This window comes from Candidatus Allofournierella merdipullorum (assembly GCF_048426865.1).
GTDB lineage: Bacteria > Bacillota > Clostridia > Oscillospirales > Ruminococcaceae > Allofournierella_A > Allofournierella_A merdipullorum.
The window spans coordinates 1-25,322 of the sequence record NZ_DBFNWJ010000034.1; the positions used below are offsets into that span (position 1 = coordinate 1).

A 25,322-nucleotide genomic window follows, 5' to 3' on the forward strand; every position below is an offset into this window, starting at 1 on the left:
CCGCCGCTTTTCTGCTTTTTGGGAGCCGCGGCTCAGAAGCCGCCGGCGGTGCGGGGGTAGGGGATGACGTCCCGGATGTTGGGGATGCCGGTGAGGTACATGATGAGCCGCTCGAATCCGAGGCCGTAGCCCGCGTGCTTCACGCTGCCGAACCGCCGCAGGTCCAGGTACTCCTTGTAGTCGGCCATGTTCATGCCCAGGTCCTTCATCTTGGCTTCCAGCAGGTCCAGCCGCTCCTCACGCTGGCTGCCGCCCACCAGCTCGCCCACGCCGGGCACCAGCATGTCGGCGGCGGCCACGGTGCGGCCGTCGTCGTTGGCGCGCATGTAGAAGCTCTTGATGGCGGCGGGGTAATCGGTCACGAACACCGGCTTGTGATACACCTGCTCGGTGAGGTAGCGCTCGTGCTCGGTCTGCAGGTCGGTGCCCCACTCCACCTTGTACTGGAACTGGTCGTTGTGCTTTTCCAGGATCTCCACCGCCTCGGTGTAGCTCACGCGGGCAAAGTCCGCGTTCACCAGGGCGGTCAGACGCTCCAGCAGGCCCTTGTCGAAGAACTGGTTGAAGAAGGCCAGCTCGTCGGGGCAATGCTCCAGCACATAGCCGATGACGTATTTCACCATCGCCTCGGCGTTGTCCATATAATCGTTCAGGTCCGCGAAGGCCATCTCCGGCTCGATCATCCAGAACTCCGCCGCGTGGCGCGGGGTGTTGGAGTTCTCCGCACGGAAGGTGGGGCCGAAGGTGTAGATGTTGCCGAAGGCCATGGCCATGGCCTCGCCCTCCAGCTGGCCGGACACCGTCAGGTTGGTGGGACGGCCGAAGAAGTCCTTGGTGCAGTCCACCTTGCCGTCCTCGGTGCGGGGCAGGTCGTTCAGGTCCAGGGTGGTCACACGGAACATCTCGCCCGCGCCCTCACAGTCGGAGCCGGTGATGAGGGGAGTGTGCACGTAGACAAAGCCCTGCTCCTGGAAGAAGCGGTGGATGGCGTAGGCCGCGGTGCTGCGCACCCGGAAAGCCGCCGCGAAGGTGTTGGTGCGGGGGCGCAGATGGGGCATGGTGCGCAGAAACTCCACGGTGTGGCGCTTTTTCTGCAGGGGATACTCCGGCGGGCAGACGCCCAGCATCTCCACGCTGTCGGCGTTGATCTCCAGCGGCTGCTTCGCGCCGGGGGTCAGCACCACGCGGCCCACCACGCGCATGCTGGTGCCCACGCCGGCCTTGGCCACGTCCTTGTAGTTTTCCAGTTTGGCGGCCTCGAACACCACCTGCAGGTTCTTGAAGCTGGAGCCGTCGCTCAGCTCAATGAAGCCGATGTTTTTCGAGTCCCGCACGGTCTTGGCCCAGCCGCAAACGGTCACCACAGCGCCGTCGGCGGGGGGGCAGGAAAGCAGGTTCTTGATGATGATGCGTTCCATTGTTCCCTCTCCTTTTTATTAAGGTGTGTTCCCGTTTGCTTTGCGGTGAAACGGTAAAAAAAGACCGGCAGCCAGATTCGTCCCTTTGCATTAGGACGAATCGCTGCCGGATCCGCGGTGCCACCTAACTTGCCGTTTGCACGGCCCCTTTTCCGCTCGAATATAAGCGTCGCGGCTTAACGCGCCGCCCACGTCACGCCCTACTGCCGTTTTCAAAACGGGTTGGGGCGCGCAGCTCCAAAGTGTTCCTTCCGCCGGGCGCCGGACGGGGCTCGCACCGCTCCCCGCTCGCTGGGCCGCCGCTTGTCGGCGTACTGCTCTTTATCACAGCTTTTGTGGAATCAGTTTACCCCTTTCGCCGCCTCCTGTCAAGGCCCTGTTTCGCCGCATTTTTTCATGCCCCGGGCGGTATGCTATCACCAGAAGGGGGGCGGCGGCATGAAGGGACGGCGGCGGGCCTGTCTTGTGGTGGCGATGCTGGCGGCAGGGGCGGCAGTGTGGATGGGCCGCGCGCCCCGCTTTGCCCACGCCCGGCCGGGCTACCCCATGGTGGACTTGACGGGGACGGTGGCCCGGGCTGAGGCGGGAACGCCGGACTATGACCTGCTCTTTGCCCAGACGGGCCTCGGGCCTTTGGCGGTGGACGCGCTGCTGGATGAGGGCCGGGGGCAGGAATTGCCTGACTTCCAGGCCCGATACTTCGCCCCCTGCCACTGGCAGGCGGTGAAGGGCGCGGCCATGGTACGGCTGGAGATCACGGAGGGCGATTTTGCATTCGCGCCGCTGGAAAAGGGGGACATCCTGCTCACCCCCTCCAGCCGGTGCGGCGGCTGGCGCAACGGCCACGCGGCGCTGGTGGTGGACGCGGAGGAGGGTCTGGTGCTGGAGGCCTACAGCCTGGGCTGCCCCAGCCAGCTGAGCAGCCTTTCCACCTGGCAGGACAAGGCCGCCGTGGCGGTACTGCGGCTCAAAGGGGTGAGCGCGGAGCGCCGGGCGGCGGTGGCCGACTGGGCCCGGGAGCGTCTGCTGGGCCTGCCCTACGGGCTTTTTTCCGGGCTGGCATGGCTGGGGGAGACCTCCGACCCGCCCGCCACCCAGTGCGCCCATCTGGTGTGGTGCGCCTATGCCGCTTTCGGGTATGACATCGACGGGGGCGGCGGCTGGCCCGTTACGCCTCGGGACATCTCCCTTTCGCCCCTTTTGGAAACGGTGCAGGTCTACGGCCTGCCCCAGGGGCAGCGCTGGCCGTCGTGAGGTTTTACCGCCCCGCGGCGGCCTTTTTGCGCGCTTTCAAAAACACCGGCAGGTAGCACAGGCCGATGAGCGCCGCTGCCAGCAGGCAGATGACCGCCAGATACACCAGCCACTGGCCCACGTTGGTCAGCGGGATGGGCAGGGGCGGGGTGTAGGTGAAAAAGAAGTTGGTGGCGTATTCCACGCTGATGAGCTCGCCGTCCTCGTAGGTGGCGGCGGCGAACATGGAGTTGAGGTAGAGGGAGGCCATGGCCATCGCCCCCAGAATGCCCAGGGTGGTGAAGTAGTGCTTCGGGCGCAGCTCCACCTCGCCGCACAGAGGGATGTAGGCCCCCAGCACCACCAGCATGGAATGGTAAAGGAAGAACTGATAGGCCAGGGGATGGGTGAAGGCCTGGGTCACCTCGATGCTGGTGGAGAAGATGGAGGGCATGGCCAGCGCCAGCGCCGCTCCGATGAGGGCGGTGGGGTACATGAAGGCCAGCACGGTGGTGCGCCCGCGGCCCGGGCGGGCAAAGCGCACGAAGAAGATCAGCAGGATCTGGATGCTGCACAAATGGAAGGGCAGATGCTGCATCTCCATGTAGGGCAGCAGCATGGAGCCGTCGGAGGAGGGCACCATTTTGATGACGCTCAGGTCCTTTACCAGCTCGGAGAGAACGCACAGCACGCAGCAAACGCTGAGCACGTCTTTCAGCGGCGGGCGGCGCTGTTTCAAAAACAGCAGCGCACCGGCGATGACCGCGGCGCTGATGGCGAGCCACAGGAAATGATAGGCAGTGAACATGACACCCGCTCCTTTGTTCCGGCCCGGGGCCGGTGGATACAGCCTGATTGTACTATATGCCGGCGCGCTCCACAACGAAAGCCGGGTGAAATTTTGATAAAAAGGCGGCAAAAAGGAAGAAACAGGCGGTTTTCATCGGGAGAGATTTATAGTAAAATGTCAAGAGGAAAGAACGCTTCAGGCAGTTGAGGAAAAGGAAGTGCTTGTTTGAAAGTCAGAAAGATGGCGTTTTTTGCGCTGCGGCTGGCGGGGCCGGCGGCGCTGACCGTGGGCGGCCTTGTGTGGCTGGCGGCGGTGCTGGCGTCGGGCGGAAGCCTCGCCGGGCTCGCGGCCTTTGCCGGGCTGTTTTTCATTGCGGTGCTCTGCGCGGGGCGGTTCCTTGCCCGGCTGGCGGCTCCGGGCCTTGAGGAAGCGGCCAACCTGGCGGCGGCCTTCTGCCTGGGGATGGGCGTGCTGCTGGTGAGCTGGTGGGCGCTGGGGCGCTGGGGCGCCTGGGCGGCCCTTGCCCCCGGCCTCGTGCTGGGCGCGGCGGGCGCGGCCGGGTGGCTGCGGGAAAAGCCCCGTCTTCGTCCCCGCCTGCCCGGCGGTGCGGTCAGCCTGCTGATGCTGTTCATGGGCATGTTCCTGTTCTTCCACGCCTTCTGGGGCGTGCTGCCCGCCGCCACCCCCGAGCGGCTGGGGGTGTGGACGTATAACCAGGACCTGCTGTGGAGCGTGGGCAACGCGGCGTCGGGGGCCTTCGGCGCGCCCTTCGGCGACATGCGCATGGCGGGCTACACCCTGCACTATCACTTCTTGAACGACCTCGCCGCCGGCCTGCTGGCCCGGGCCGCGGGGGCCAGCGCCTGGGCGGGGCTGGCCTTTTACTGGTATGCCCCGGTGGGCCTGCTCACCCTGGGCGCGCTGTGGGCGCTGGCAAAGCGCCTGGGCGCCGGGGATTGGCTGGCCGCGCTGGCGGCGGGAGCGGTGTTCTTTATGAACAGCCGCTTCAGCGAACAGCCCTTCCACCTGTTCACCAACACCAACGGCATGGGCACGGCGCTGCTGGGCCTGTGCGGCGTGCTGCTTCTGGCCGACCGGGCGCTGGAAGGGGAGAAGCCCTCCCGGGCGTTCTGGCCCGGCTTCTTCCTGGCCTGCGCCGCCCTGTCTATGATCAAGAGCACCCTGGGCGCGCTGGCCCTCTGTGCCCTGGCGGCAGCCGCGGTGGTGTCGCTGGTCACCGGCCGGCGCAGCCTGCCCATGGCCGGTCTGGCCGGCCTTTGCGCCGCGGCCTTCGGGGCCTGCTGGGCGCTGGTGTTCCGGGGCGCGGTGAACAACCTGATGTTCAGCGGCCTTGAGCGGGTGGGCGAACTGCCCGAAGCGCTGGTGAACGCCTCGCTGCTGGGCCTTGTGCTCTATCTCGCCTCGCTGCCCTGGAGCCTTGCCCATTTCCGCAGGCTTACCTTTGTGCAGCTGTGCGTCAACGCCATCGCCGTGGGCGGCGCGGCGGCCTTCGCCCTCTACACTCACTATTCCTTCTCCCAGGTCTACTTTCTGCTGGCGGCCATCCCCATGTGGTGGCTGGCGGCCATGCCCGCGCTGGAGTGCTATGGCCGGTGGCTGGCGGCGCGGCGGGCGGCGCTGCGTTTGCTGGGCGCGGCGGCTCTGGGCGCGGCGTGCCTTTGCGCCTTCGGCTGGCAGCTCACCGACGTGGTGCCCGAGTGCCGGGAAGGGGTGCAGGCGGCGCTGCGCTGCGCCGGGCTGCGGATGAGCCAGCCCACGGAGGAGAGCGTCCTTTCCGGCGACTGGCAGGCCGCCCGCTGGCTGGAGGAAAACAGCGACCCGGCGGAGATCTTTGCCACCAACCGCAACAACAAGACCTTTGCCGGCTCGGACGGCGTGTTCCACTTTTACACTGCCGCCAGCGAGCGGCGCGGCTATCTGGAAAGCTACCGCTACGCGCTGGACTACGACAACGTCTACGCCGAGACCCGCCGCCGTCTGGAAGAGGTGAGCGACGCCATCTTCTACCGGCTGGGCGAGGAGGAGGCCTTTGACCTGGCCGCCCGGGAGGGCATCGACTGGCTGCTGGTGTCCACCCAGGTGGAGGGCTGGCCCCAGTGGCAGCGGACGCCGGACTTTGCAAACGACGCGGTGCGCCTTTACAAGGTGCCCGCGTGAAGGATAAGAAGGAGTGACTTGATTTGAAAAAGAAACTTTCCCTGCGCCTGGCCGCCCTGGCCCTGGCGCTCGCTCTGGCCCTGGGCTGTGCCGGCTGCGCCGCCGCGCCTGCGTCGAGTTCCGCCCCCGCCTCCGTGCCGGCTTCGGAGCCTGCCAGCGAGCCCGCCGGCGAGGCCGAGGGCCTGACCCTCACCGACCAGGCGGGCCGCACCGTGGAGCTGGCCGCCCCCGCCGAGACGGTGGTCAGCGGCTACTACATCAGCACCTACGCGGTGCTGGCCCTGGGCAAGGGCGACGCGGTGGTGGGCCTTGAGAAAAAGGCCGACACCCGCTCCCTCTACCAGATGGCTGCCCCCGAGCTCATTGAAAAGCCCGGCGTGGGCACCATGAAGGAGATGGACGTGGAGGCCGTGGCCGCGCTGGAGCCGGATCTGGTCATCCTGCCCGCCGCCCTCACCGACTACGCCGACACCCTGGCCGAGCTGGGCATCCCCGCCCTGGTGGTGGCCCCCGAGAGCCACGAGGCGCTGGTGGAGATGATCGAACTGCTGGGCAAGGCCCTGGGCGCGGAGGACGCCGCCGCGGCCCTCACCGGCTACTATGATGAACAGCTGGCCCGCATGGCTTCCCTCACCGAGGGCGCGGAAAAGCCCACCGTCTACATGGCTTCCAACTCCAGCTACATGAGCTGCGCCCCCGCCGGTATGTACCAGAACTATCTGGTGGAGACCGCCGGCGGTGTGAACGCCGTCGCCTCTCTGGAAGGGGATTACTGGACCGAGGTGTCCTATGAGGACATCCTGGCCATGGCCCCCGAAGTCATCGTGGTGCCCTCTGGCGCGGAGTACACCGCCGCCGATGTGCTGGCGGACGCTCAGCTGGCGGGCGTGCCCGCCGTGGAGAACGGCGCTGTGTATCAGATGCCCGCCGGCCTGGAGGAGTGGGATTCCCCCATTCCCTCCGGCATTCTGGGCTGCCTGTGGCTGACCAGCGTTCTGCACCCGGAAGAGTATCCCTTTGAGACCTTCACCGCCGACGCAGCGGACTTCTACCAGACCTTCTACGGCTTTGCCGTGGACGAGAGCCTCATCACCAAATAAATTTCCCGGAAAATGAACGAAAGGGGAGAGCGCCATGAACAGCACCCGCACCCGTGCCGCCCTGGCCGGCTGCCTTCTGGCGGTGGCCGCGCTGGCCGCCGCGGGGCTGCTCACCGGCAGCTTTCCCCTTTCTTTTTCTGAGATTTTGCAGGATCCCGGCGGCCTTTCCGCCCGGGTGTTCTGGCAGCTGCGCCTGCCCCGCACCCTCATGGGTCTGGCCGGGGGCTGGGCGCTGGGCATGGCGGGGGGCGTGTATCAAACGGTGTTCGCGAACCCCCTGGCCTCCCCGGACCTCACCGGCGTGTCCAGCGGGGCGAGCCTCGGCGCGGCGGCGGCCATCGTGCTGGGCGCGGGCGGGCGGCTCTCGGTGACGCTTTTTTCTTTTGCCTTCGGCATGGCCGCCCTGGCGGCGGTGCTGGGCCTGGTGAGCGCGGCGCGCCTTGCCCGCACCGGCAGCTACCTGCTGGCGGGGGTCATCGTGTCCTCCCTGGCCGAGGCGGGGCTGATGGTGCTCAAGACCCTGGCGGACCCGGAGGGCCAGCTGGGTGCCATCGAAAGCTGGACCATGGGCAGCCTTTCCGCCGTTACGGCGGAAAAAATAGCCCTGCCCGCCCTGCTGGCGGCGGGGTGCGCCCTGGTGCTGTGGCTGGTGCGAAAGCCCATTCTGATGCTCAGCCTGGGGGAGAACGCCGCCCGGGGCTTAGGCCTTGACCCGGCCCCCTGGCGGGCCCTGGTGCTCAGCCTCACCACCCTGATGGTGGCGGCGGTGGTGTCGGTGTGCGGCGCGGTGGCCTTCGTGGGCCTCATTGCCCCCCACATCGCCTTTTTCCTGGGCGGGCGGCGGGGCGGGCCTTACCTTGCCCTCTGCGGCCTGTGCGGCGCGGCGGTGCTGCTGGCGGCGGACCTGCCCGCCCGTCTGCTCAACCTGCCCCTCAGCATCTTCACGGTGGCGGCGGCGGTGCCGGTGCTGCTGGTGCTGCTGGTGCGCCAGGGAAGGGGAGGTGAGGACGACGCTTGAAGTGAAAGACCTCACCGCGGGCTACCAAACGCCGGTGGTGCAAAACGTCTCCTTTGAAATCAAGGAGGGCCAGCTGGCGGCTATCCTCGGCCCCAACGGCGCGGGCAAATCCACCCTGCTGAACGCCATGGCCGGCGGGGTGCGAAAAACTTCCGGCCGGGTGCTGGTGAACGGGCAGGACTGCCTGCCGCTGCCCGCAAAGCAGCGGGCGCGGCGGCTGGCGCTGGTGCGCCAGCAAATTCCTCTGCTGCCCGGCGTGCGGGTGGAAGAAGCCCTGGAGATGGGCCGCTATGCCTGGGGCGGGCCGTTGCGGGCCGATCCGGGCGCAAAGGCGGCGGTGGCCGAAGCGGCCCGGGCCTTTGGGCTGGAAGAGCTTCTGAACGCCGACTGCGCCGCCCTCAGCCAGGGCCAGCGGCAGCTGGTGCATCTGGCCCGGGCGGTGGTGCAAAGCGCCCCGGTGCTGCTGCTGGACGAACCGGGCAGCGCGCTGGATTTTTCCAACACCCACCGGCTGTTCCGCCTGCTGGGCGAACAGCTGGCGGCGGGCGGGCGGTGCGCCGCGGCGGTGCTCCACGACCCGGCGCTGGCCCTGCGCTATTGCAGCCCGGTGCTGCTGTTGAAGGAGGGCCGCATCCTGGAGCGATTGGAGCCAAGCGCCTGCACCGCCCCGCAGATCGAGCGGGCGCTGGGCCTTCTCTATCCCGGGATCCGGGTCAAAGCGGACAAGGAAACGGGCCATTTCCTCTGCACAACTGAATAAAAGGTAGATTTTTGCCGCCCGCTTGCAGAAAATGTGGATTTTTTGTGAACGGGCGGTATAATTGTTTTGTTTGTTTCGAAAAAACGCCGAGGAGGAGCACGATGGAAAAAACAAAGCAGTACGTCACCCCCTATGATTTCGAGGGCCGGCTGCCTCTGGCCCAGGCCATCCCCCTGGGCCTGCAGCATGTGCTGGCCATGTTCGTGGGCAACCTGACCCCCATCCTCATCATCACCAACCTCTGCGCCGCCATCGGCGGCGGGGCGGACTTTGCCGCCATCCAGGTGAGCCTTTTGCAGAACGCCATGCTGGTGGCGGGCATCGTCACCCTGGTGCAGCTCTACGCCGTGGGCCCCGTGGGCGGCAAGGTGCCCATCATCATGGGCACCAGCTCCGGCTTCATCGGCGTGTTCCAGAGCGTGGTCAAGGTGATGGGCGGCGGCGTGGCCGCCTACGCGGCCATCATGGGCGCGTCCATCCTGGGCGGCCTGTTTGAGACGGTGCTGGGCGCTTTCCTCAAGCCCCTGCGCCGATTCTTCCCGGCGGTGGTCACCGGCACGGTGGTGTTGTCCATCGGCCTGTCCCTCATCAGCGTGGGCGTTGGCTCCTTCGGCGGCGGCACCTCCGCCGCGGACTACGGCTCGCTGGAAAACCTGCTCATCGGCCTGGCGGTGATGGTCATCGTGCTGGCCCTCAAACACGGGGCCAAGGGTATGGCCAGCTCCTCCTGCATCCTCATCGGCATCGTCTGCGGTTATGTCATTTGCGGGGTGCTGGGCCTGGTGCTGCCCACCACCGGCGTGACCGCCGAGGGCGCCGAGTACACCAAGGCCTGGGTGCTCAACTGGGACAAAGTGCTGGAGGCCGACTGGTTCGCCGTGCCCCAGCTGATGCCGGTGAAGCCGGTGTTTGACCTGCGGGCCATCCTGCCGGTGATGGTGATGTTCATCGTCACCGCCGTGGAGACGGTGGGCGACATCTCCGGCGTCACCGAGGGCGGCATGGGCCGGGAAGCCACCGACACGGAGCTGTCCGGCGGCGTTATCTGCGACGGCTTGGGTTCTTCCTTTGCGGCGCTCTTCGGTGTGCTGCCCAACACCTCCTTCAGCCAGAACGTGGGCCTTGTCACCATGACCCGCATCGTCAACCGCATGGCTCTTGCCTGCGGCGCGGTGTTCCTGGTGCTCTGCGGCCTGCTGCCCAAACTCGCGGCGCTGGTGTCCATCATGCCCCAGAGCGTGCTGGGCGGCGCGGCGGTCATCATGTTCTCCTCCATCGTGATGAGCGGCATCCAGCTCATCACCCGCGACCCCCTCACCCCCTGCAGCATGTCCATCGTGGCGGTGGCCCTGGGCCTGGGCTACGGCCTCGGCGCGAACAGCGCCGTGCTGGTGGGCCTGCCCCAATGGGTGCAGCTGATGTTCGGCGGTTCCGGCATCGTGCCCGCCGCCTTCGTGGCCATCGTGATGAACCTGCTGCTGCCCAAGGAAAAAGAGGCGTAAACCTTTGCCCCCGGCTCCGAACCCGGGGGCTTTTTTGCGGCCCGAGGTTGTGCTACAATGAAACTGAAAAATCGTCACAGGGAGGAAACGCTGTGCTGACCATCAAAAACTACGCCCGCCCCGAAACGGTGGAAGAGGCCCTGAGCCTGCTTCGGGCGAAAAAGAGCAACGTGGCCTTGGGGGGCATGCTCTGGCTGAAACTGCAGGATAAGAATGTGGACACCGTCGTGGACCTCTCCGGCCTTGGCCTTGACGCCATCGAGGAAACGGAGGAGGGCTGGCGCATCGGGGCCATGGTGAGCCTGCGGCAGCTGGAGACCCACGCGGGCCTTGCCGCCTTCACCGGCGGGGCCATGGCCGAAAGCGTCAAACACATCGTGGGTGTGCAGTTCCGCAATCTCGCCACCATCGGCGGCAGCGTCTTTGGGCGGTTCGGCTTCTCCGACCCCCTCACCCTGCTGCTGGCGCTGGATGCTCGGGTCGAACTGGCCGAGGCCGGGCGGATGAGCCTGAAAGACTTTGCCGCCTCCGGCATCCGCAAGGACATTCTGACCCATATCTTCATCCCCGGCGGCGAGCTGGAGGCGGCCTATCTCTCCCAGCGCAATTCCGCCACCGATTTCCCTGTCCTCACCTGCGCCGTGGTGCGCCGGGAGGGCAAGGTGGCCTGCGCCGTGGGCGCCCGCCCCGCCCGTGCGGCCCGCTTTGACGACGAGGCGGGGCTGCTGGCGGGCGGTGTGAATGAGAAAAGCGCCGCCGCCTTTGCCGAGGACGTTGTCCGGCGGGCAACCTTTGGCTCCAACACCCGGGGCTCGGCGGAGTACCGCAAAGAAGTCTGTCGGGCGCTGGTGAGCCGCGCCGCCTTGAAACTGGAGGAGAAGTGAGCCATGGAGATAAACTTTGTTTTGAACGGCCGGCCGGTGGCCGCCGCCGTGCGGCCTGACACCCTGCTCCTTGACCTTGTGCGCGAAAAGGGATGCCTGAGCGTCAAGCGGGGCTGTGAGACATCCAACTGCGGCCTGTGCACCGTCCTGCTGGACGGCGCGCCGGTGCTCTCCTGCTCGGTGCTGGCGGCGCGGGCTAACGGCCGCCGGGTGGACACGCTGGAAGGCCTGCAGGAGGAAGCCCGCCCCTTCGCCGAGTTCATCGCCGACCAGGGCGCGGAGCAGTGCGGCTTTTGCAACCCCGGCTTTGTGATGAACACCATCGCCCTGCTGCGGGAGAACCCCGACCCCACCGACGACGACATCCGCGTCTTCCTGGCGGGGAACCTCTGCCGCTGCTCCGGCTACGAGGGGCAGCTGCGGGCCATCCGCGCCTTTTTGAACAGCCGAAAGGGAGGTGAGGGCCGTGAGTGAAACGGAACGCCGCGCCGTGGGCGCGCCCGTGCGCAAAAAGGACGCCATGGCCCTTCTGCTGGGCAAGCCCGTCTACACCGAGGACGTCACCCCGGCGGACTGCCTTGTGGTCAAGGTGCTGCGCAGCCCCCACGCCAACGCCATGATCGAATCCATCGACCCCGCCGCCGCCCTGCGCACGCCGGGCGTTGTGGCCGTCTACACCTGGCAGGACGTGCCCCAAAAGCGCTTCACCATGGCGGGCCAGACCTGGCCCGAGCCCTCGCCCTATGACCGGCTTATTCTTGATAAGCACGTCCGCTTTGTGGGCGACGCGGTGGCCATCGTGGCCGCCGAGACCGAAGAGGCCGCCCGCCAGGCCATCAAACGCATCAAGGTGAAGTATCAGGTGCTGCCCGCGGTGCTGGATGTTCACGAGGCGCTGGACGGCCCGGTTCTTGTGCACCCGGAGGAAAGCTGGAAGGCCCTCTGCCCCGTGGGGGCGGACAACCGCCGCAACCTCTGCGCTTCCGGCAGCGATTCCGACGGCGACGTGGAAGCGGTGCTGGCGGACTGCGATGTGGTGGTGGAGCACACCTACAATACCCAGGCCTGCAACCAGGCCATGATGGAGACCTTCCGCACCTACACCGAGCTGGACGCCTACGGGCGGCTGCATGTGGTGTCCTCCACCCAGATCGTGTTCCATGTGCGGCGTATTCTGGCCAACGCCTTGGATATCCCCAAATCCAAAATCCATGTGGAAAAGCCCCGCATCGGCGGCGGCTTTGGGGCCAAGCAGACGGTGGTGGCGGAGGTGTACCCCGCCTTCGTCACCTGGAAGACCGGCCGCGCCGCCCGGATGATCTACTCCCGGGAAGAAAGCCTCATCGCCTCCAGCCCCCGCCACCCCATGGAGGTGAAGGTGCGGCTGGGCGCCAGTAAAGAGGGCGTCATCCGCGCGCTGGACGTTTACACCCTGTCCGACACCGGGGCCTACGGCGAGCACGGCCCCACCACCGTGGGCCTCTCCGGCCACAAATCCATCCCCCTTTACACCGGGGGTCTCGAAGCCTTCCGTTTCGCCTGGGACGTGGTCTATACCAACCACCAGTCCTCCGGCGCTTACCGGGGCTACGGCGCGACTCAGGGCATCTTCGCCGTGGAGAGCGCGGTGAACGAGCTGGCCGGGCGGCTGGGCATGGACCCGGTGGAACTGCGGATGAAGAACATTGTGCGGGAGGGCCAGACCATGCCCGCCTACTATAACGAGCCGGCCTCCGCCTGCGCGCTGGACCGGTGCCTTGCGACCTGTGCTGAGCGCTTCGGCTGGGCGGAAAAGTACCCCGTGCGGGACATGGGCGACGGCAAAGTCCGCGCCGCCGGCGTGGCCATCGCCATGCAGGGCTCCGGCATCTCCGGGGTGGACGTGGGCAGCGCCACCATCAAGCTGGGGGACGAGGGCTGCTATAACCTCACCATCGGCGCGGCGGACATGGGTACCGGCTGCGACACCATCCTGGCCCAAATTGCCGCCGACTGCCTGGACTGCGATGTGGACAACATCTCCGTCTTTGGCGCGGACACCGACGCCTCCCCCTACGACTCCGGTTCCTACGCCTCCTCCACCACCTATGTCACCGGCAAGGCGGTGGAAAAGGCCTGTGCCCAGTTGAAAGAGCGCATCTGCGCGCTGGCGGCCGAAATGCTGGACTGTGCCCCCGAAGAGGTGGAGTTCGCCGGCCGCGCCGTGCGCCGGCTGGACGGCAAGGGTGAGGTGAGCCTCACCGACATCGCCGGCCGCTCCATGTGCGGCAGCGCCCCGGCGCTGCAGGTCACCTGCTCCCATTCCTCGCCCACCTCGCCGCCCCCCTTCATGGCGGGCATGGCCGAGGTGGAGGTGGACACCCGCACCGGCGGCGTGAAGGTGCTGGACTACACCGCCGTGGTGGACTGCGGCACCCCCATCAACCCGAACCTGGCCCGGGTGCAGACGGAAGGCGGCATCGTGCAGGGCATTGGCATGGCCCTGTTTGAGAGCATCACCTACAACGAGACCGGCCATCTGGCGGAGAACTCCTTCATGCAGTATAAAATCCCCACCCGGCTGGACATGGGCAAGCTGGACGTGACCTTCGAGGCCAGCTACGAGCCCAGCGGCCCCTTTGGCGCCAAGTCCATCGGCGAGATCGTCATCAACACTCCCTCGCCGGCCATCGCCCATGCGGTGCAGCGGGCCACCGGTGTGTGGCACCGCAGCCTGCCCATCACCCCGGAAAAAGTGCTGCTGGGCATGAAGAAAAATGGCTGAGCATCTGATTTTGCTGGCGGCGGGCTCCGCCCGCCGCTTCGGCGAAAATAAATTACTGCGCCCGCTGAACGGCAAACCCCTTTATGCCCACGGCCTGGCCGCCCTGCTGGCGGCGGCCAGGGAACGCCCGAACGCGGACGTAACGGTGGCCAGCCGCACGCCGGAGATTCTGGCGGCGGCCCGCGCCGCCGGGGCAAAGGCGGTGGAAAGCCCTTTGAGCGAACAGGGCCTTTCCTTCACCATCAAGGCGGCGCTGGATTCTCTGGAGCCGCTGGAAAAAAGCGACTACCTGCTCTTCGCGGTGGCGGACCAGCCGTACCTCACCGCCGCCAGCGTGGCGGCGCTGCTGGAACAGGCCGCCCCGCCCACCCGCGGGGCCACCCTCTGCTTTGGCGGCAAAGTGGGCAGCCCCACCCTCTTTTCCGCGTCGCTGGCGCAAGACCTGCGGGCGCTGGAGGGCGACCGGGGCGGACGGGCCGTCCTGCGCGCTCTGGGCGACGAATGCCTGCGGGTGCAGGCAGGCAGCGAGCGGGAACTGGAGGACATCGACCTGCCCGGCCAACTGCCCGATGAAAACTGAAAAGCGCTCTCCGTTTTTGCGAAAGCGGAGGGCGCTTTTTGTGGTATAATGGCAGCAGAGAAAGGCGGGGATGAGGATGAAACGGGTGCTTGTTACCGGCGCGGGCGGATTTGTGGGCGCGCGCATCATGGCGCAGCTGGGCGGGCGGCTGGAATTGATCGCCGCGCCGGCGGGCGCTTTGCGCAGCGCCGGGCCGGAAGAAGTGGAGCGGCTGGTGGAGGCCGCCGCCCCCAACGCCATTCTGCACACGGCGGCCATCTCCGACACGGGATATTGCCAGCAGCACCCGGAGGAATCCCGGCAAGCCAATGTGGAGCTGCCGGTGCAGCTGGCCCGGGCCGCCCGGCGGGCGGGAGCAAAGCTGGTGGCCTTCAGTTCCGACCAGGTCTACACCGGGCTGGAGGGCCCCGGCCCCTTTGACGAGACGGTGCCCCTGCGCCCGGCCAACATCTACGGCCGCCACAAGCGGGAGGCGGAAGAGCGTGTGCTGGAGGAGCTGGACTCGGCGGTGCTGCTGCGGGCCACCTGGATGTACGACCTGCCCGGCGGCGGGCTGCCCATCCGGCCGAACCTGCCCCTCAACCTGCTGGCGGCGGAAAAAGAGGGAAGAAGGCTGGCCTTTTCCGCCGCCGACGCGCGGGGCGTGACCTGGGTGCGGCAGGCGGTGGAACACCTGCTGCCTGCCCTGGACTGGCCGGGGGGCGTTTACAACTTCGGCTGCGAGAGCGACGGGGATATGTACGCCACCGCCCTGGATTTCTGCCGGCTGCTGGGGCTGGACGAGCCGCCGGTGGAGAAAGCCTGCTGGCCTCGCTGCCTCGCCATGGACGGCGGCAAAGCCCGCCGGCTGGGTGCGGACTTCGGCGGCACGGCGGAGGGCTTTGCCCGGTGCCTCGCGGCCCAAAACGAATAAAAAAGGAGCGCCGAAACGGCGCTCCTTTTTTGTTAATTGCGGAACCACAGGTCCATCTCGTATTTGAAGGTGCGGTAGTTCTGCATGGTGCACTCGTAGGCGTACTCCCGGATGAGGGTGCCGGCAGAGTCGTACTCGCCGAACACCATGGCAACGCCGCTGTTCACCACCCAGTTGCCGCCCTCGCCGCAGAGGGAACCGTTGGACACGATGCTGGAATAGGGCACGTCAAAGCTGCTTTCCAGCGAGAAGGTGCGCCGGTTTTCGTCGATGCGGTAGATGTACACCTGGCTGGCGTCGCCCTCCCCGCCGTAAAGGCCGAGGCCTACGCTGTCGTCCGCCGTCAGTTCCAGGTCGCGGCTGTTGATGGACAGGTAGTTGTTGTTGAACAGCGACAGGTAGTAAACGCCCTCTTCCTCGCCGTCGGCGTAGTACTCCACGCAGTGCTGGCCGTACTGGGGCACAAAGTCGCCCTCCTGGGCAAGACAGGCGTCCTCGTAGGCGGTGCCCTCCCAGACGCGCTCGTCCCCCGCCAGCCAGTCCAGCGCGGGCTCGCCGTGGAGGCCCGTCACTTTCAGAATGGAGGAGGTCTCCCGGGAGGAGAGGATGACGCTGTCGTCCTCCGGCATGTACTGCAGGCTGTTCAGGTGGATCCAGTCCCACTCGCCCACCTGCCAGAAGAAGTCATCGGTGGGGGCCACCGGGCGGGTAACGTCGTAGTAGTCCTGCAGGAAGGTGCTGAAGTTGATGAGCTCGGTCACTTCGCCGGTCTCCAGGTCGATGGAGAGCAGCCGGTCCTCCACCGTCTCGTTGCCCCGCTCCTCCGCCAGGGCCAGCACCTCCCCGTCGGCGCCCCAGCCGATGTCGTGGTGCAGGTCGTATTCGCCCAGGTCGCACACCCAGGTCACCTGGCCCAGCCCGTTGATGCGCGCCAGCTTGGAGGAGGACACACAGGTGAGGATCTCGTCGCCGTAAAACAGCAGCCGGTTCAGCCCGTAGCCCTCCAGCACCATCTCATAGCGCATCACGCCCTCGTTGTCGAAGAAAAATCCGTAGCCCAGATAGCCGTTCACCCGCATCATGGTGAACAGCCCCTCGGCCTGGGCAGCGGAGGACTCGCCCTCGGTCACCTCCAGCTGTGTGGCGTAGCCCGAGCGGGTCTCGGGCATCTCCACGGTGAAGCGGATGGTCTGCAGGGTGGTGCCCAACCGGCCGGAAACGGTCATGGTGACCTCGTTCACCTCGCCGGGCACAAGGCCGATGAGCTGGAACTCATGAATCTTGGTGTACTCCTTGCCGGAGGCGTCCGCCGCCTTGGCGGAAAAATCGGTGAGACCGTCCACATGCACGGTGTAGCTCACCGAGGCGGCCAGATCGGTCTCAAAGTAGAGGTACAGCCCGTTGCTGCCGGTGCCGTAGGGGTTCAGAATGGCCAGCGGCATGGAGGCGGTCCATTTCACGTCGGCGTTGTTCTTCAGCTCCTGCACCATCTGGTACAGCCGCTGCTGCACTTCCTCGTCGTAGTAGGTGAAGCCTTCTTCCTCGATGTCCTGAGGCACCAGCTGCAGGGCTTTCAGCCCGTCGCCCAGGTCGGCCTCGGTCAGATCCACCTGCCACTGGCTGCTCTGGGCCACCACGTCGCCGGCGGAGAAGCTCCAGTCGGTGCGGGCGGCCTGTTCCTGGGCGGTGAAGGCCTTGGAGCCCAGCACCACCGCAACGGGGATGAGCGCGGCCAGCGCCAGCAGCACGGCCCCGCCAAGGATCAGCCATTTCCATTTTCGTTTGATACCCATTCGTATCCACCTGCTTTACAGTAGATTCAACACCAGCAACAGCAGCCCCACTGCCGTGAGGATGGCGCCGGTGAGGCGGTTGAGCAAAAGAGAATCGGCCCGGGCGGCGATGCGGGCGGCCAGCTGCGCCCAGAAGAGGGTAAACACCACGCACAGCGCCAGCGGCACCAGCGGCGGCGCACTGCCCAGAGCAAAGTGGCTGGCCGCGCCCAGCAGGGCGGAAAAGGTCATGATGAACACGCTGGTGCCCACCGCGGTTTTCAATTCGTAGCCCAGCACGAAGGTCAGCACCATCAGCATCATCATGCCGCCGCCGGCGCCGAACACGCCGCACACAAGCCCCACCGCTCCGCCGCCGGCGGCGCTCATCCACACCCGGCGTTTGCCCGCGCCGGGGCCGGCGGGATGGGCGGGAGCCAGGATGGGGAAGAAGAGGAATCGCAACCCCAGCACCAGCGCCATCACCACCGAGAAACCGCCCAGGGTGTTGTCCGGCAGGTGGGTAGACAGCCAGCTGCCCACCACCGTCATGCACAGCACGCCCACCATCATCACCAGCCCGTTGCGCAGGTCGATGGAGCCGTTCTTGGCATAGGTGCGGGCGCTGGCGGCGCTGGCCAGCACATCGCTGGCCAAGGCGATGCCGATGGCCTCATAGGCGGGCAGGCCCAAAAGGGTGACCAGCATGGGCGTGATGACCGTGGCGGCGCTCAGGCCGGCAAAGCCCGTGCCCAGGCCCGCCCCGGCGCCCGCCAGAAAACAGATCAGGATCTGGAACCAGAGTTCATTCAAAACAAAGGACTTCCTTTCGTAAAAGGGCCGCGGCGGCCCTGTGGCTCAAACGATAGCAGATGCGGCTTAACCGGCGCTAAAGGAACCTGTGAAACAATGGGGCGCAAACCCCTGGCGCCGGCGGCCTTTTTTCTTTTAACCGGCCGGGCTTGACAAATGCTGCGCATCCGCATGTAATTAACAATGTTAATTACATTGAGAGGGGAAATATCCATGGAGTGGACGGAAATGGTCCGCTATCAGCAGCAGATGCAAAAGGTCATGCGGGCGCTGCTGCCCGCGCGCAGATCGGCGCTGACGGCCAGTGAGTGCGAACTGCTGGCCCACCTGTACCTGCGGCCGGACCACAACACACCCGTTCTGCTCAGCCAGGACAGCGGGATGAAAAAAGAGGCGGTGAGCCGCTGTCTGAAAGCGCTGGGCGAAAAGAACTGCATTTCCAGGCACCGGAACGAAGCCGACGAGCGCAGCTGCCAGCTGTTTATCACCGACACCGGGCTGGCGGAGCTGAAGAAGGGATACGAGAGCATCCTGCAGCCTTTTTATGATCTGTGGCGCGCCGCGCCCGAGGAATTTGAGACGTTCATGCGCTGTGCGGACCGTCTTGCCGCCCATCTGGAGAAAGGACAGGAAAACCCGTGACAAGAGAATTTTATAACGCGCTGCAGATGGACCCGTCGGTGCTGAAGCGGCGCATCGCCGCCTGCGGCACAAAGGGGGAAAAGGCTTTCTACTGGGCCGCCATGGCGGTGCGCTCGGCGCTAATCGTGGCCTTTGCCATTCTGTTCATCAGCCTGCTGTCCGGCCTGTTCGGCGCGGACAACACTCCGCGGGCGGTGGTGCTGTTCTGCATGCTGCTGGGCATCCGCTTCGTGGATTTTGACTATTGCATCGCCGACTCCATGGCGGCGTTGGGGGCGGCGCTGGCCATCCTGACGCTGGCGCCCTGCGCCGCGGCGGCACTGGCGCCGGTGCTTGTGGCGCCGCTGCATTTCATCGCCTTTTTCGCGCTGCTCCTTTTGACCTGCCAGCGGCCGGAGATGGGCAACGGCGGCATCTACAACTTCGCTTATATCTACCTTGCCGGCAACCCGGTGGCGGGCCAGGCTCTTGCCCGCCGGGGAATGATGGCGCTGGAGGGCTATCTTCTCTGCGGGGCCATCCTGTTCGTCAAACACCGCAAGCGCAACCCCGGCGCCCGCTTCCACCACCGGCTGCGCCGGTTCGATCTGGCCCGGCCGGAGTGTTTGTGGCAGCTGCGCATGGCCTTGGGGGTGAGCCTGGTGCTGGCCGCGGGGCAGGCCTTTGGGGTGGAGCGATTCATGTGGATGGGCTTTGCCTGCGGGTCGCTGCTGTCGGAATATCCGCTGCCTCAAAACACCGCCGTCCGCTTTTGGCAGCGCATCGTGGGCGCGGCGGCGGGCTGCGGCCTGTTCGCCCTTCTCTATCTGGCGGTGCCGCCGGACTTTCGCTCGCTGCTGGGCCCGCTGGGCGGATTCTGCATGGGCTTTTGCACCGATTATCGCTATAAGACCGCGATGAACTGCATCGGCGCGCTGATGATCGCGCGGGGCTCTACGGCCTTCAGGGCGCGGTGGTGCTGCGTTTGGCGGACACAGTGCTGGGCGTGACTTTCGCCCTTGTGTTCGCGGCGCTGTTCCGCCGCCTGACCCTGCGTTTTCTGCCCGGGGCAAAGACGACCCTTTGAGCCAAAGACGCATAAAAAACCGGCGCACCGCCTTTGGCGGCGCGCCGGTTTTTTACTTATTCAGTGAGCCGTGCTCCCGAACCCGCGATTACCGGGGGTTCTTGATAGCAGCCTGAGCGGCGGCCAGACGAGCGATGGGCACACGGAAGGGAGAGCAGGACACATAGTCCAGACCCACGCGGTGGCAGAACTCCACGCTGGTGGGGTCGCCGCCGTGCTCGCCGCAGATGCCCAGACCCAGCTCAGGACGGGTGGTGCGGCCCAGCTTCGCGGCCATCTCCACCAGCTTGCCCACGCCGTTCTGGTCCAGGTGAGCGAAGGGATCGCTCTCGTAGACCTTGTTGTCGTAGTAGTAGCTCAGGAACTTGCCCGCGTCGTCACGGCTGAAGCCGAAGGTCATCTGGGTCAGATCGTTGGTGCCGAAGCTGAAGAACTCGGCCTCCTTGGCGATCTCGTCGGCGGTCAGGGCCGCACGGGGGATCTCGATCATGGTGCCCACTTCGTACTTCATGTCAACGCCGGCCTCGGCGATGATCTTGTCGGCGGTGGCAACGACCACGTCCTTAACGAACTTCAGCTCCTTGACCTCGCCAACCAGGGGGATCATGATGTGGGGAACGATCTTCACGCCGGTCTCCTTGGAGACGTTGATGGCGGCGTTGATCACAGCGGTGGTCTGCATCTCGGCGATCTCGGGGTAGGAGACGGCCAGACGGCAGCCGCGGTGGCCCATCATCGGGTTGAACTCGTGCAGGCTGTCGATGACAGTGTGCAGCTTCTCAACGGTCACGCCCAGATCCTTGGCCAGATCCACGATCTCCTCTTCCTTGGTGGGCAGGAACTCATGGAGCGGGGGATCCAGGTAACGGATGGTCATCGGGCGCTCGCCCATGACCTTGTACATGGCCTCGAAGTCACCCTGCTGGTAGGGCAGGATCTTCGCCAGAGCCTTCTTGCGGTCGTCCACGTTCTCGGCAACGATCATCTCGCGCACAGCCTTGATGCGGTCGGCCTCGAAGAACATATGCTCGGTGCGGCACAGGCCGATGCCCTCGGCGCCGAAGTCAACACCCTGCTTGGCGTCGCGCGGGTTGTCGGCGTTGGTGAACACCTTCAGCTGACGGGCAGCGTCGGCCCAGCCCATGAAGCGGCCGAAGTCGCCGCTGATGGAAGCCTCAACGGTGGGGATAGCCTCGCCGTAGATGTTGCCGGTGGAGCCGTCGATGGAGATCCAGTCGCCGCGCTTGTAGGTCTTGCCGCCCAGGGTGAACTCCTGCTTGTCGTAGTCCACGACGATCTCGCCGCAGCCGGAAACGCAGCAGGTGCCCATGCCGCGGGCCACAACGGCAGCGTGGCTGGTCATACCGCCGCGAACGGTCAGGATGCCCTGCGCCACGACCATGCCCTCGATGTCCTCGGGGCTGGTCTCCAGACGGACCAGAACGACCTTCTTCATGCTGCCGTTCTCAACGCTCTCCTTGGCGTCCTCGGCGGTGAACACCACCTGGCCGCAGGCAGCGCCCGGGCTGGCGGCCAGGCCCTTGCCGATGACTTCCGCCTGCTTCAGAGCGGCGGCGTCGAACTGGGGATGCAGCAGGCTGTCCAGCTGCTTGGGCTCAACGCGCAGAACGGCCTCGCGCTCGTCGATCATGCCCTCGTCCACCAGGTCAACGGCGATCTTCAGAGCGGCGGCAGCGGTGCGCTTGCCGTTACGGGTCTGCAGCATGTAGAGCTTGCCATCCTCGATGGTGAACTCCATGTCCTGCATATCCTTGTAGTGGTTCTCCAGGCGGGTGGCGATCTCCACGAACTGGTCGTACACCTCAGGCATCTGATCCTTCAGGTGAGCGATGGGGGAGGGGGTGCGGATACCGGCAACCACGTCCTCGCCCTGGGCGTTGATCAGGTACTCGCCGAACAGAGCCTTCTCACCGGTGGCGGGGTTGCGGGTGAAAGCAACGCCGGTGCCGCTGTTGTTGCCGCTGTTGCCGAACACCATGGCCTGCACGTTGACGGCGGTGCCCCAGTCGTAGGGGATCTCGTTCATGCGGCGGTAGACGTTGGCGCGGGGGTTGTCCCAGCTGCGGAACACGGCCTTGACGGCCTCGATCAGCTGAACCTTCGGGTCGGCGGGGAAGTCGCTGCCCATCTTGCTCTTGTACAGGTCCTTGAACTTCACGACCAGAGCCTTCATGTCGTCGGCATCCAGCTCGGTGTCCAGCTTCACGCCCTTGGCTTCCTTCATCTCGTCGATGATCTTCTCAAAGTCGCTCTTGCTCAGCTCCATAACAACGTCGCTGAACATCTGGACGAAACGGCGGTAGCTGTCGTAGGCGAAACGGGGGTTGCCGGTCTTGGCGGCCAGGCCCTCCACCACTTCGTCGTTCAGGCCCAGGTTCAGGATGGTGTCCATCATGCCGGGCATGGAGGCGCGGGCGCCGGAACGCACAGACACCAGCAGGGGGTTCTTCACGTCACCGAACTTCTTGCCGGTGATCTCCTCCATCTTGCCGATGTACTCGTAGATGTCGGCCATGATCTCGTCGTTGATCTGGCGACCGTCCTTGTAGTACTGGGTGCAGGCCTCGGTGCTGATGGTGAAGCCCTGAGGCACAGGCATGCCCGCGTTGGTCATCTCGGCCAGGTTCGCACCTTTGCCGCCAAGGATCTCACGCATGTCCTTGTTGCCTTCGCTGAACAGGTACAGATACTTCTTGCTCAATATTCTCGACCTCCATAAAAGATTCCACGTCCCGCGGGGCGGGATGCCCCGCCAAACGATAAGAACGCGCATAATATTATAGCAAATCGCACCGCCAAGCGCCAGAGGTTTTATCGTTTTTGTCCTTGTATTTGCGTATTTTTTTGCATTTCATCACAAGTTTGGGCTTGCAAAGAATAAAAAAGCAGGTAAACTTAAACTGGGGCAGGTTTTCGCCGCGTCAGAAAGCGCTGCGGCCGCCCGACGGAAAGGGAGAGAGAACACCCATGTTTTTCAAAAAACAAAGCGCCGGAGCTGACTGGCTGGTGGCCGGTCTCGGCAACCCCGGCAAGAAATACGAGGGCACCCGCCACAACGCGGGCTTCGACGCGCTGGATTTTCTGGCCGAACGCTGGAACGCCCCCACCCCCCGGGTGAAATTCGAGGGCCTCTCGGCCCAGACGACGGTGAACGGGCAGAAGGTCATCCTGCTCAAGCCCCAGACTTTTATGAACCTCTCCGGCCGCAGCATCGGCGCGGCGGCGGATTTTTATAAGATCGACCCCGCCCATGTCATCGTGCTGTGCGATGACGTGACCCAAAGCCCCGGCAAGGTGCGCATCCGGCCCTCCGGCTCGGCGGGCGGCCACAACGGCCTCAAGGACATCATCGCCCGCCTGGGCAGCCAGGAGTTCCCCCGGGTGCGGCTGGGCGTGGGCGAAAAACCGAACCCCGAGTACGACCTGGCCGATTGGGTGCTGGGGCGCATCTCCGGCGAGGACCGCAAGGCCTTTGAAAGCCGCCTGGAGGACGTGGCGAACGCCGTGGAGCTCATCATGGAGGGAAAGCTCTCCGAGGCGCAGAACCGCTATAACCGCTGAAGAAAAGCCGTGTCGTTTACAAAAACGATGCGGCTTTTTTACATCTTTTCTGTGATAAAGAGCCCGGCCTCCGTCGTTTTATAAGTGCGGGCCGCCGACCGGCCCCGCCCGAAAGGAGGAAACGGGATGAAACGTTTTGCAGCGCTGGCTCTCGCTGCGGCTCTGGCGGCGGGTCTCGCCGGATGCGGCGGCAGCGGCACCTTAAAAAGTATGGACTGGGCCATCGAGCCCGCATATGAATTTGAAGCGGTGGAGCCGGTGGCGGACACCGGCCTGATGACTCCCTGGACGGTGAGCACCCGCGCCGGCGAGGCGGGCTATTATCTGGCAAAGACCGCCGGCGGCTGGGCGGTGCTGAACGCGCTCACCGGCGACACAGCGGCGGCAGGGGCCTTTTTGAACCGGCCCACCGGCTGCGGCGACGGCCACCTCTACGACCCGGAGTCCCCCTCCTGGCAGTGGGAGGACCCGGCCAAATACGATCAGTTCAACGCCGAACTGGAGGCCATCGGCACCAGCTACCGGCTGGAGGTGGGCCACGGCGGCAGCTCGGTGATCTTTCTGGCGGACGAGGCCGGGACGATAACAGCCACCGCCAGCTCCGACATGGGCACCGACCACCCGGAACTGAGCAGCCTCAAGGGCCTGCCGGGCCTTGTGCCGGTGCGGCAGGGCCGCGCCGTGTCCACCGACGACGGCTGGGACGAGATCATCATCGAACGGGACGGACGGTGGGCGGTGGCGTCCTCCGACGGCCGGCTGCTCACCGACTTTGTTTATGAGGACGCCTGCATGGCCACCGACGAGGCTGTGGCCGTCTGCAAAGAGGGCAAGTGGGGCTATGTGGACGCAGAGGGCAAGGAGATCGTCCCCTGCGAATATGAGGCCTTCTGGGGCAAAAAACAGCAGAAAAACGAGGCTGCCGGCGAGTTCGAGTGGGTGGAGGGCGTCTGGCCCGCCCCCTTCACGGAAGGCTGCGTGGTGGTGAAACAGAACGGCCAGACCGGCGTTTTGAACGCCGACGGCAGCTGGCTGTTGAAGATGGGCGAGGCGGAGGACGCCGCCCCGGCCTTCGGCGGCCTTTTGTGGGTGAAGACCGAAGGCAAATGGGGCGCGCTGAAGCTGCCCGCCTGAAGAAAGGAAGGACGTTCCATGAAAAAACGGTTTGCGGCGCTGGCCCTGGCGGCGGCGTTGGCGGTGGGTTTTGCCGGCTGCGGCGGCAGCGGCACTTTGAAGAGCATGAAGTGGGCCATCGAGCCCGCAGGCGAGTTTGAGGCGGTGGAGCCGGTGGCGGACACCGCCACCGTGGCCGCGGGCATGGTGAGCCGGCGCCCCGGCGAGGGAGGCTACTATCTGGCGCAGAGCCCCGCCGGCTGGGGCGTGCTGAACGTCGCCAGCGGCGACGTGGCCGCGTCGGCGGCCTTTGTGACCCAGCCCCTCCGCTGCGGCGCGGGGCATCTGTACGACCAGGGCCTCTACGAAGGGGAGCGCTGGTACGATTGGGAGACCCTGGAAGAGCTGGACGCCCAGCTGGAGAGCATCGGCACCAGCTACCGCATGGAGGTGGGCCACGGCGGCGGTTCCAACCGCTTTCTGGCGGACGGCGCCGGCGCGGTGAGCGCCGTCAGCTTCGGGGAGGCCAGCATGAACCAGCGTCCCCTGGCCGAGATCGAGGGCCTGCCCGGCCTCATCCCGGTGCAAAAGGGGGCCCTGCGCGCCGACTGGACCGGCGAGGACCCCGCCACCTGGGAAGACTTTATTCTGGAGCAGGACGGCCGCTATGCGGTGGCCACATCCGACGGCAAGCTGCTCACCGACTTTGTCTATGACGCCGCCTGCATGGGCACCGACGAGGCCATCGCCGTCTGCAAAGAGGGCAAATGGGGCTATGTGGACACGGCGGGCAAGGAGATCATTCCCTGCGAGTACGACGCTTTCTGGGGCGTGCGGTGGGACTGGAACAGCGAAACGGAAAAGAACGAGCCCACCACCGGCATCTACCCCGCGCCTTTCACCGAGGGCTGCGTGGTGGTGAAACAGGAGGGCGTCACCGGCGTTCTGAAAGCCGACGGCAGCTGGCTTTGGAAGCCGGGCGAGGTGGAGGACGCCGCCCCCGCCTTCGGCGGCCTGCTCTGGGTAAAGACCGAGGGCAAGTGGGGCGCGGTGGAACTGCCCGGAATAAAGCCGGGGTGCCGTAAGAAAACGGCGCCGGGAAGCGGGCGCTTTTGCGGTATCGCGGCGTCAAAGCGCCTTGACAACCACCAAGGGTGCCTGCGGCGCTTTTCCTTGCGCTCCCATCAAAATCGC

21 protein-coding genes and 1 other annotated feature are annotated in these 25,322 nt (G+C 65.7%); of the genes, 16 read left to right on the top strand and 5 right to left on the bottom strand.

Translation table 11 applies throughout. The features are described 5' to 3' along the window. Nucleotides 1-32: 32 nt before the first annotated feature. Nucleotides 33-1,418: an asparagine--tRNA ligase gene (gene asnS, locus ACMNAY_RS05635; RefSeq protein ID WP_394977249.1), complete on the bottom strand. Its 1,386-nt coding sequence runs from the start codon at nucleotides 1,416-1,418 to the stop codon at nucleotides 33-35. Nucleotides 1,419-1,506: 88 nt separating this feature from the next. Further along, nucleotides 1,507-1,755: a binding site (T-box leader), on the bottom strand. Between the two features lie 101 nt (nucleotides 1,756-1,856). Here asnS and ACMNAY_RS05640 point away from each other — a divergent pair. Next, nucleotides 1,857-2,672: a hypothetical protein gene (locus ACMNAY_RS05640; RefSeq protein WP_418718716.1), complete on the top strand. Its 816-nt coding sequence runs from the start codon at nucleotides 1,857-1,859 to the stop codon at nucleotides 2,670-2,672. Nucleotides 2,673-2,676: 4 nt separating this feature from the next. On the opposite strand, the gene ACMNAY_RS05645 is transcribed toward ACMNAY_RS05640, so the two are convergent. Then, nucleotides 2,677-3,459 (bottom strand): hypothetical protein, encoded by a 783-nt coding sequence (locus tag ACMNAY_RS05645; protein ID WP_418718717.1) that lies wholly within the window; start codon nucleotides 3,457-3,459, stop codon nucleotides 2,677-2,679. Between the two features lie 207 nt (nucleotides 3,460-3,666). Between ACMNAY_RS05645 and ACMNAY_RS05650 the strand changes: the two genes are divergently transcribed. From ACMNAY_RS05650 to ACMNAY_RS05695, 10 genes are all read left to right on the top strand, one after another. After that, nucleotides 3,667-5,619: a hypothetical protein gene (locus ACMNAY_RS05650; protein ID WP_418718718.1), complete on the top strand. Its 1,953-nt coding sequence runs from the start codon at nucleotides 3,667-3,669 to the stop codon at nucleotides 5,617-5,619. A 23-nt stretch (nucleotides 5,620-5,642) separates the two neighbouring features. Continuing rightward, entirely contained in the window at nucleotides 5,643-6,719 is a 1,077-nt protein-coding gene (locus ACMNAY_RS05655; protein WP_418718719.1) for an ABC transporter substrate-binding protein, read from the top strand. A 34-nt stretch (nucleotides 6,720-6,753) separates the two neighbouring features. Continuing rightward, on the top strand, nucleotides 6,754-7,737 hold the full coding sequence (locus tag ACMNAY_RS05660; RefSeq protein ID WP_418718720.1) for a FecCD family ABC transporter permease: 984 nt from the start codon (nucleotides 6,754-6,756) through the stop codon (nucleotides 7,735-7,737). Beyond that, nucleotides 7,721-8,497, top strand: coding sequence for an ABC transporter ATP-binding protein (locus ACMNAY_RS05665; RefSeq protein WP_418718721.1), 777 nt, complete (start codon nucleotides 7,721-7,723; stop codon nucleotides 8,495-8,497). Before ACMNAY_RS05660 ends, ACMNAY_RS05665 begins: the two co-directional genes overlap by 17 nt. Nucleotides 8,498-8,598: 101 nt before the next feature. Continuing rightward, on the top strand, nucleotides 8,599-9,999 hold the full coding sequence (locus tag ACMNAY_RS05670) for a uracil-xanthine permease family protein (RefSeq protein WP_418718722.1): 1,401 nt from the start codon (nucleotides 8,599-8,601) through the stop codon (nucleotides 9,997-9,999). 92 nt (nucleotides 10,000-10,091) lie between these two features. Continuing rightward, on the top strand, nucleotides 10,092-10,883 hold the full coding sequence (locus tag ACMNAY_RS05675) for an FAD binding domain-containing protein (protein WP_418718723.1): 792 nt from the start codon (nucleotides 10,092-10,094) through the stop codon (nucleotides 10,881-10,883). Nucleotides 10,884-10,886: 3 nt separating this feature from the next. Next, nucleotides 10,887-11,357: a (2Fe-2S)-binding protein gene (locus tag ACMNAY_RS05680; RefSeq protein WP_394977231.1), complete on the top strand. Its 471-nt coding sequence runs from the start codon at nucleotides 10,887-10,889 to the stop codon at nucleotides 11,355-11,357. Nucleotides 11,358-11,403: 46 nt separating this feature from the next. Beyond that, on the top strand, nucleotides 11,404-13,647 hold the full coding sequence (locus ACMNAY_RS05685) for a xanthine dehydrogenase family protein molybdopterin-binding subunit (RefSeq protein ID WP_418718733.1): 2,244 nt from the start codon (nucleotides 11,404-11,406) through the stop codon (nucleotides 13,645-13,647). After that, entirely contained in the window at nucleotides 13,640-14,227 is a 588-nt protein-coding gene (locus ACMNAY_RS05690; RefSeq protein ID WP_394977229.1) for a nucleotidyltransferase family protein, read from the top strand. The genes ACMNAY_RS05685 and ACMNAY_RS05690 overlap by 8 nt, the downstream gene beginning before the upstream one ends. A 76-nt stretch (nucleotides 14,228-14,303) precedes the next feature. After that, nucleotides 14,304-15,140 (top strand): sugar nucleotide-binding protein, encoded by an 837-nt coding sequence (locus tag ACMNAY_RS05695; protein WP_418718724.1) that lies wholly within the window; start codon nucleotides 14,304-14,306, stop codon nucleotides 15,138-15,140. A 32-nt stretch (nucleotides 15,141-15,172) separates the two neighbouring features. Here ACMNAY_RS05695 and ACMNAY_RS05700 read toward each other — a convergent pair whose 3' ends face one another. Together ACMNAY_RS05700 and ACMNAY_RS05705 are read right to left on the bottom strand one after the other, a co-directional pair. Next, nucleotides 15,173-16,933, bottom strand: coding sequence for an aryl-sulfate sulfotransferase (locus ACMNAY_RS05700; RefSeq protein WP_418718725.1), 1,761 nt, complete (start codon nucleotides 16,931-16,933; stop codon nucleotides 15,173-15,175). Nucleotides 16,934-16,948: 15 nt separating this feature from the next. After that, nucleotides 16,949-17,725, bottom strand: a complete 777-nt coding sequence (locus ACMNAY_RS05705) for a sulfite exporter TauE/SafE family protein (protein ID WP_418718726.1) — start codon at nucleotides 17,723-17,725, stop codon at nucleotides 16,949-16,951. A gap of 213 nt (nucleotides 17,726-17,938) precedes the next feature. Between ACMNAY_RS05705 and ACMNAY_RS05710 the strand changes: the two genes are divergently transcribed. Together ACMNAY_RS05710 and ACMNAY_RS05715 are read left to right on the top strand one after the other, a co-directional pair. Then, nucleotides 17,939-18,367, top strand: a complete 429-nt coding sequence (locus ACMNAY_RS05710) for a MarR family winged helix-turn-helix transcriptional regulator (RefSeq protein ID WP_418718727.1) — start codon at nucleotides 17,939-17,941, stop codon at nucleotides 18,365-18,367. Beyond that, entirely contained in the window at nucleotides 18,364-19,356 is a 993-nt protein-coding gene (locus tag ACMNAY_RS05715; RefSeq protein WP_418718728.1) for an FUSC family protein, read from the top strand. The genes ACMNAY_RS05710 and ACMNAY_RS05715 overlap by 4 nt, the downstream gene beginning before the upstream one ends. A 165-nt stretch (nucleotides 19,357-19,521) precedes the next feature. Here ACMNAY_RS05715 and ppdK read toward each other — a convergent pair whose 3' ends face one another. After that, on the bottom strand, nucleotides 19,522-22,155 hold the full coding sequence (ppdK, locus tag ACMNAY_RS05720; protein WP_418718729.1) for a pyruvate, phosphate dikinase: 2,634 nt from the start codon (nucleotides 22,153-22,155) through the stop codon (nucleotides 19,522-19,524). 266 nt (nucleotides 22,156-22,421) lie between these two features. On the opposite strand from ppdK, the gene pth reads away from it, so the two are divergent. The 3 genes from pth to ACMNAY_RS05735 form a co-directional block, all read left to right on the top strand. Further along, nucleotides 22,422-23,015, top strand: coding sequence for an aminoacyl-tRNA hydrolase (gene pth, locus ACMNAY_RS05725; protein ID WP_418718730.1), 594 nt, complete (start codon nucleotides 22,422-22,424; stop codon nucleotides 23,013-23,015). 126 nt (nucleotides 23,016-23,141) lie between these two features. After that, nucleotides 23,142-24,149: a WG repeat-containing protein gene (locus ACMNAY_RS05730; protein WP_418718731.1), complete on the top strand. Its 1,008-nt coding sequence runs from the start codon at nucleotides 23,142-23,144 to the stop codon at nucleotides 24,147-24,149. 18 nt (nucleotides 24,150-24,167) lie between these two features. Continuing rightward, nucleotides 24,168-25,322, top strand: a 1,155-nt coding sequence (locus ACMNAY_RS05735; RefSeq protein WP_418718732.1) for a WG repeat-containing protein, incomplete at its 3' end; no start/stop codon positions are given.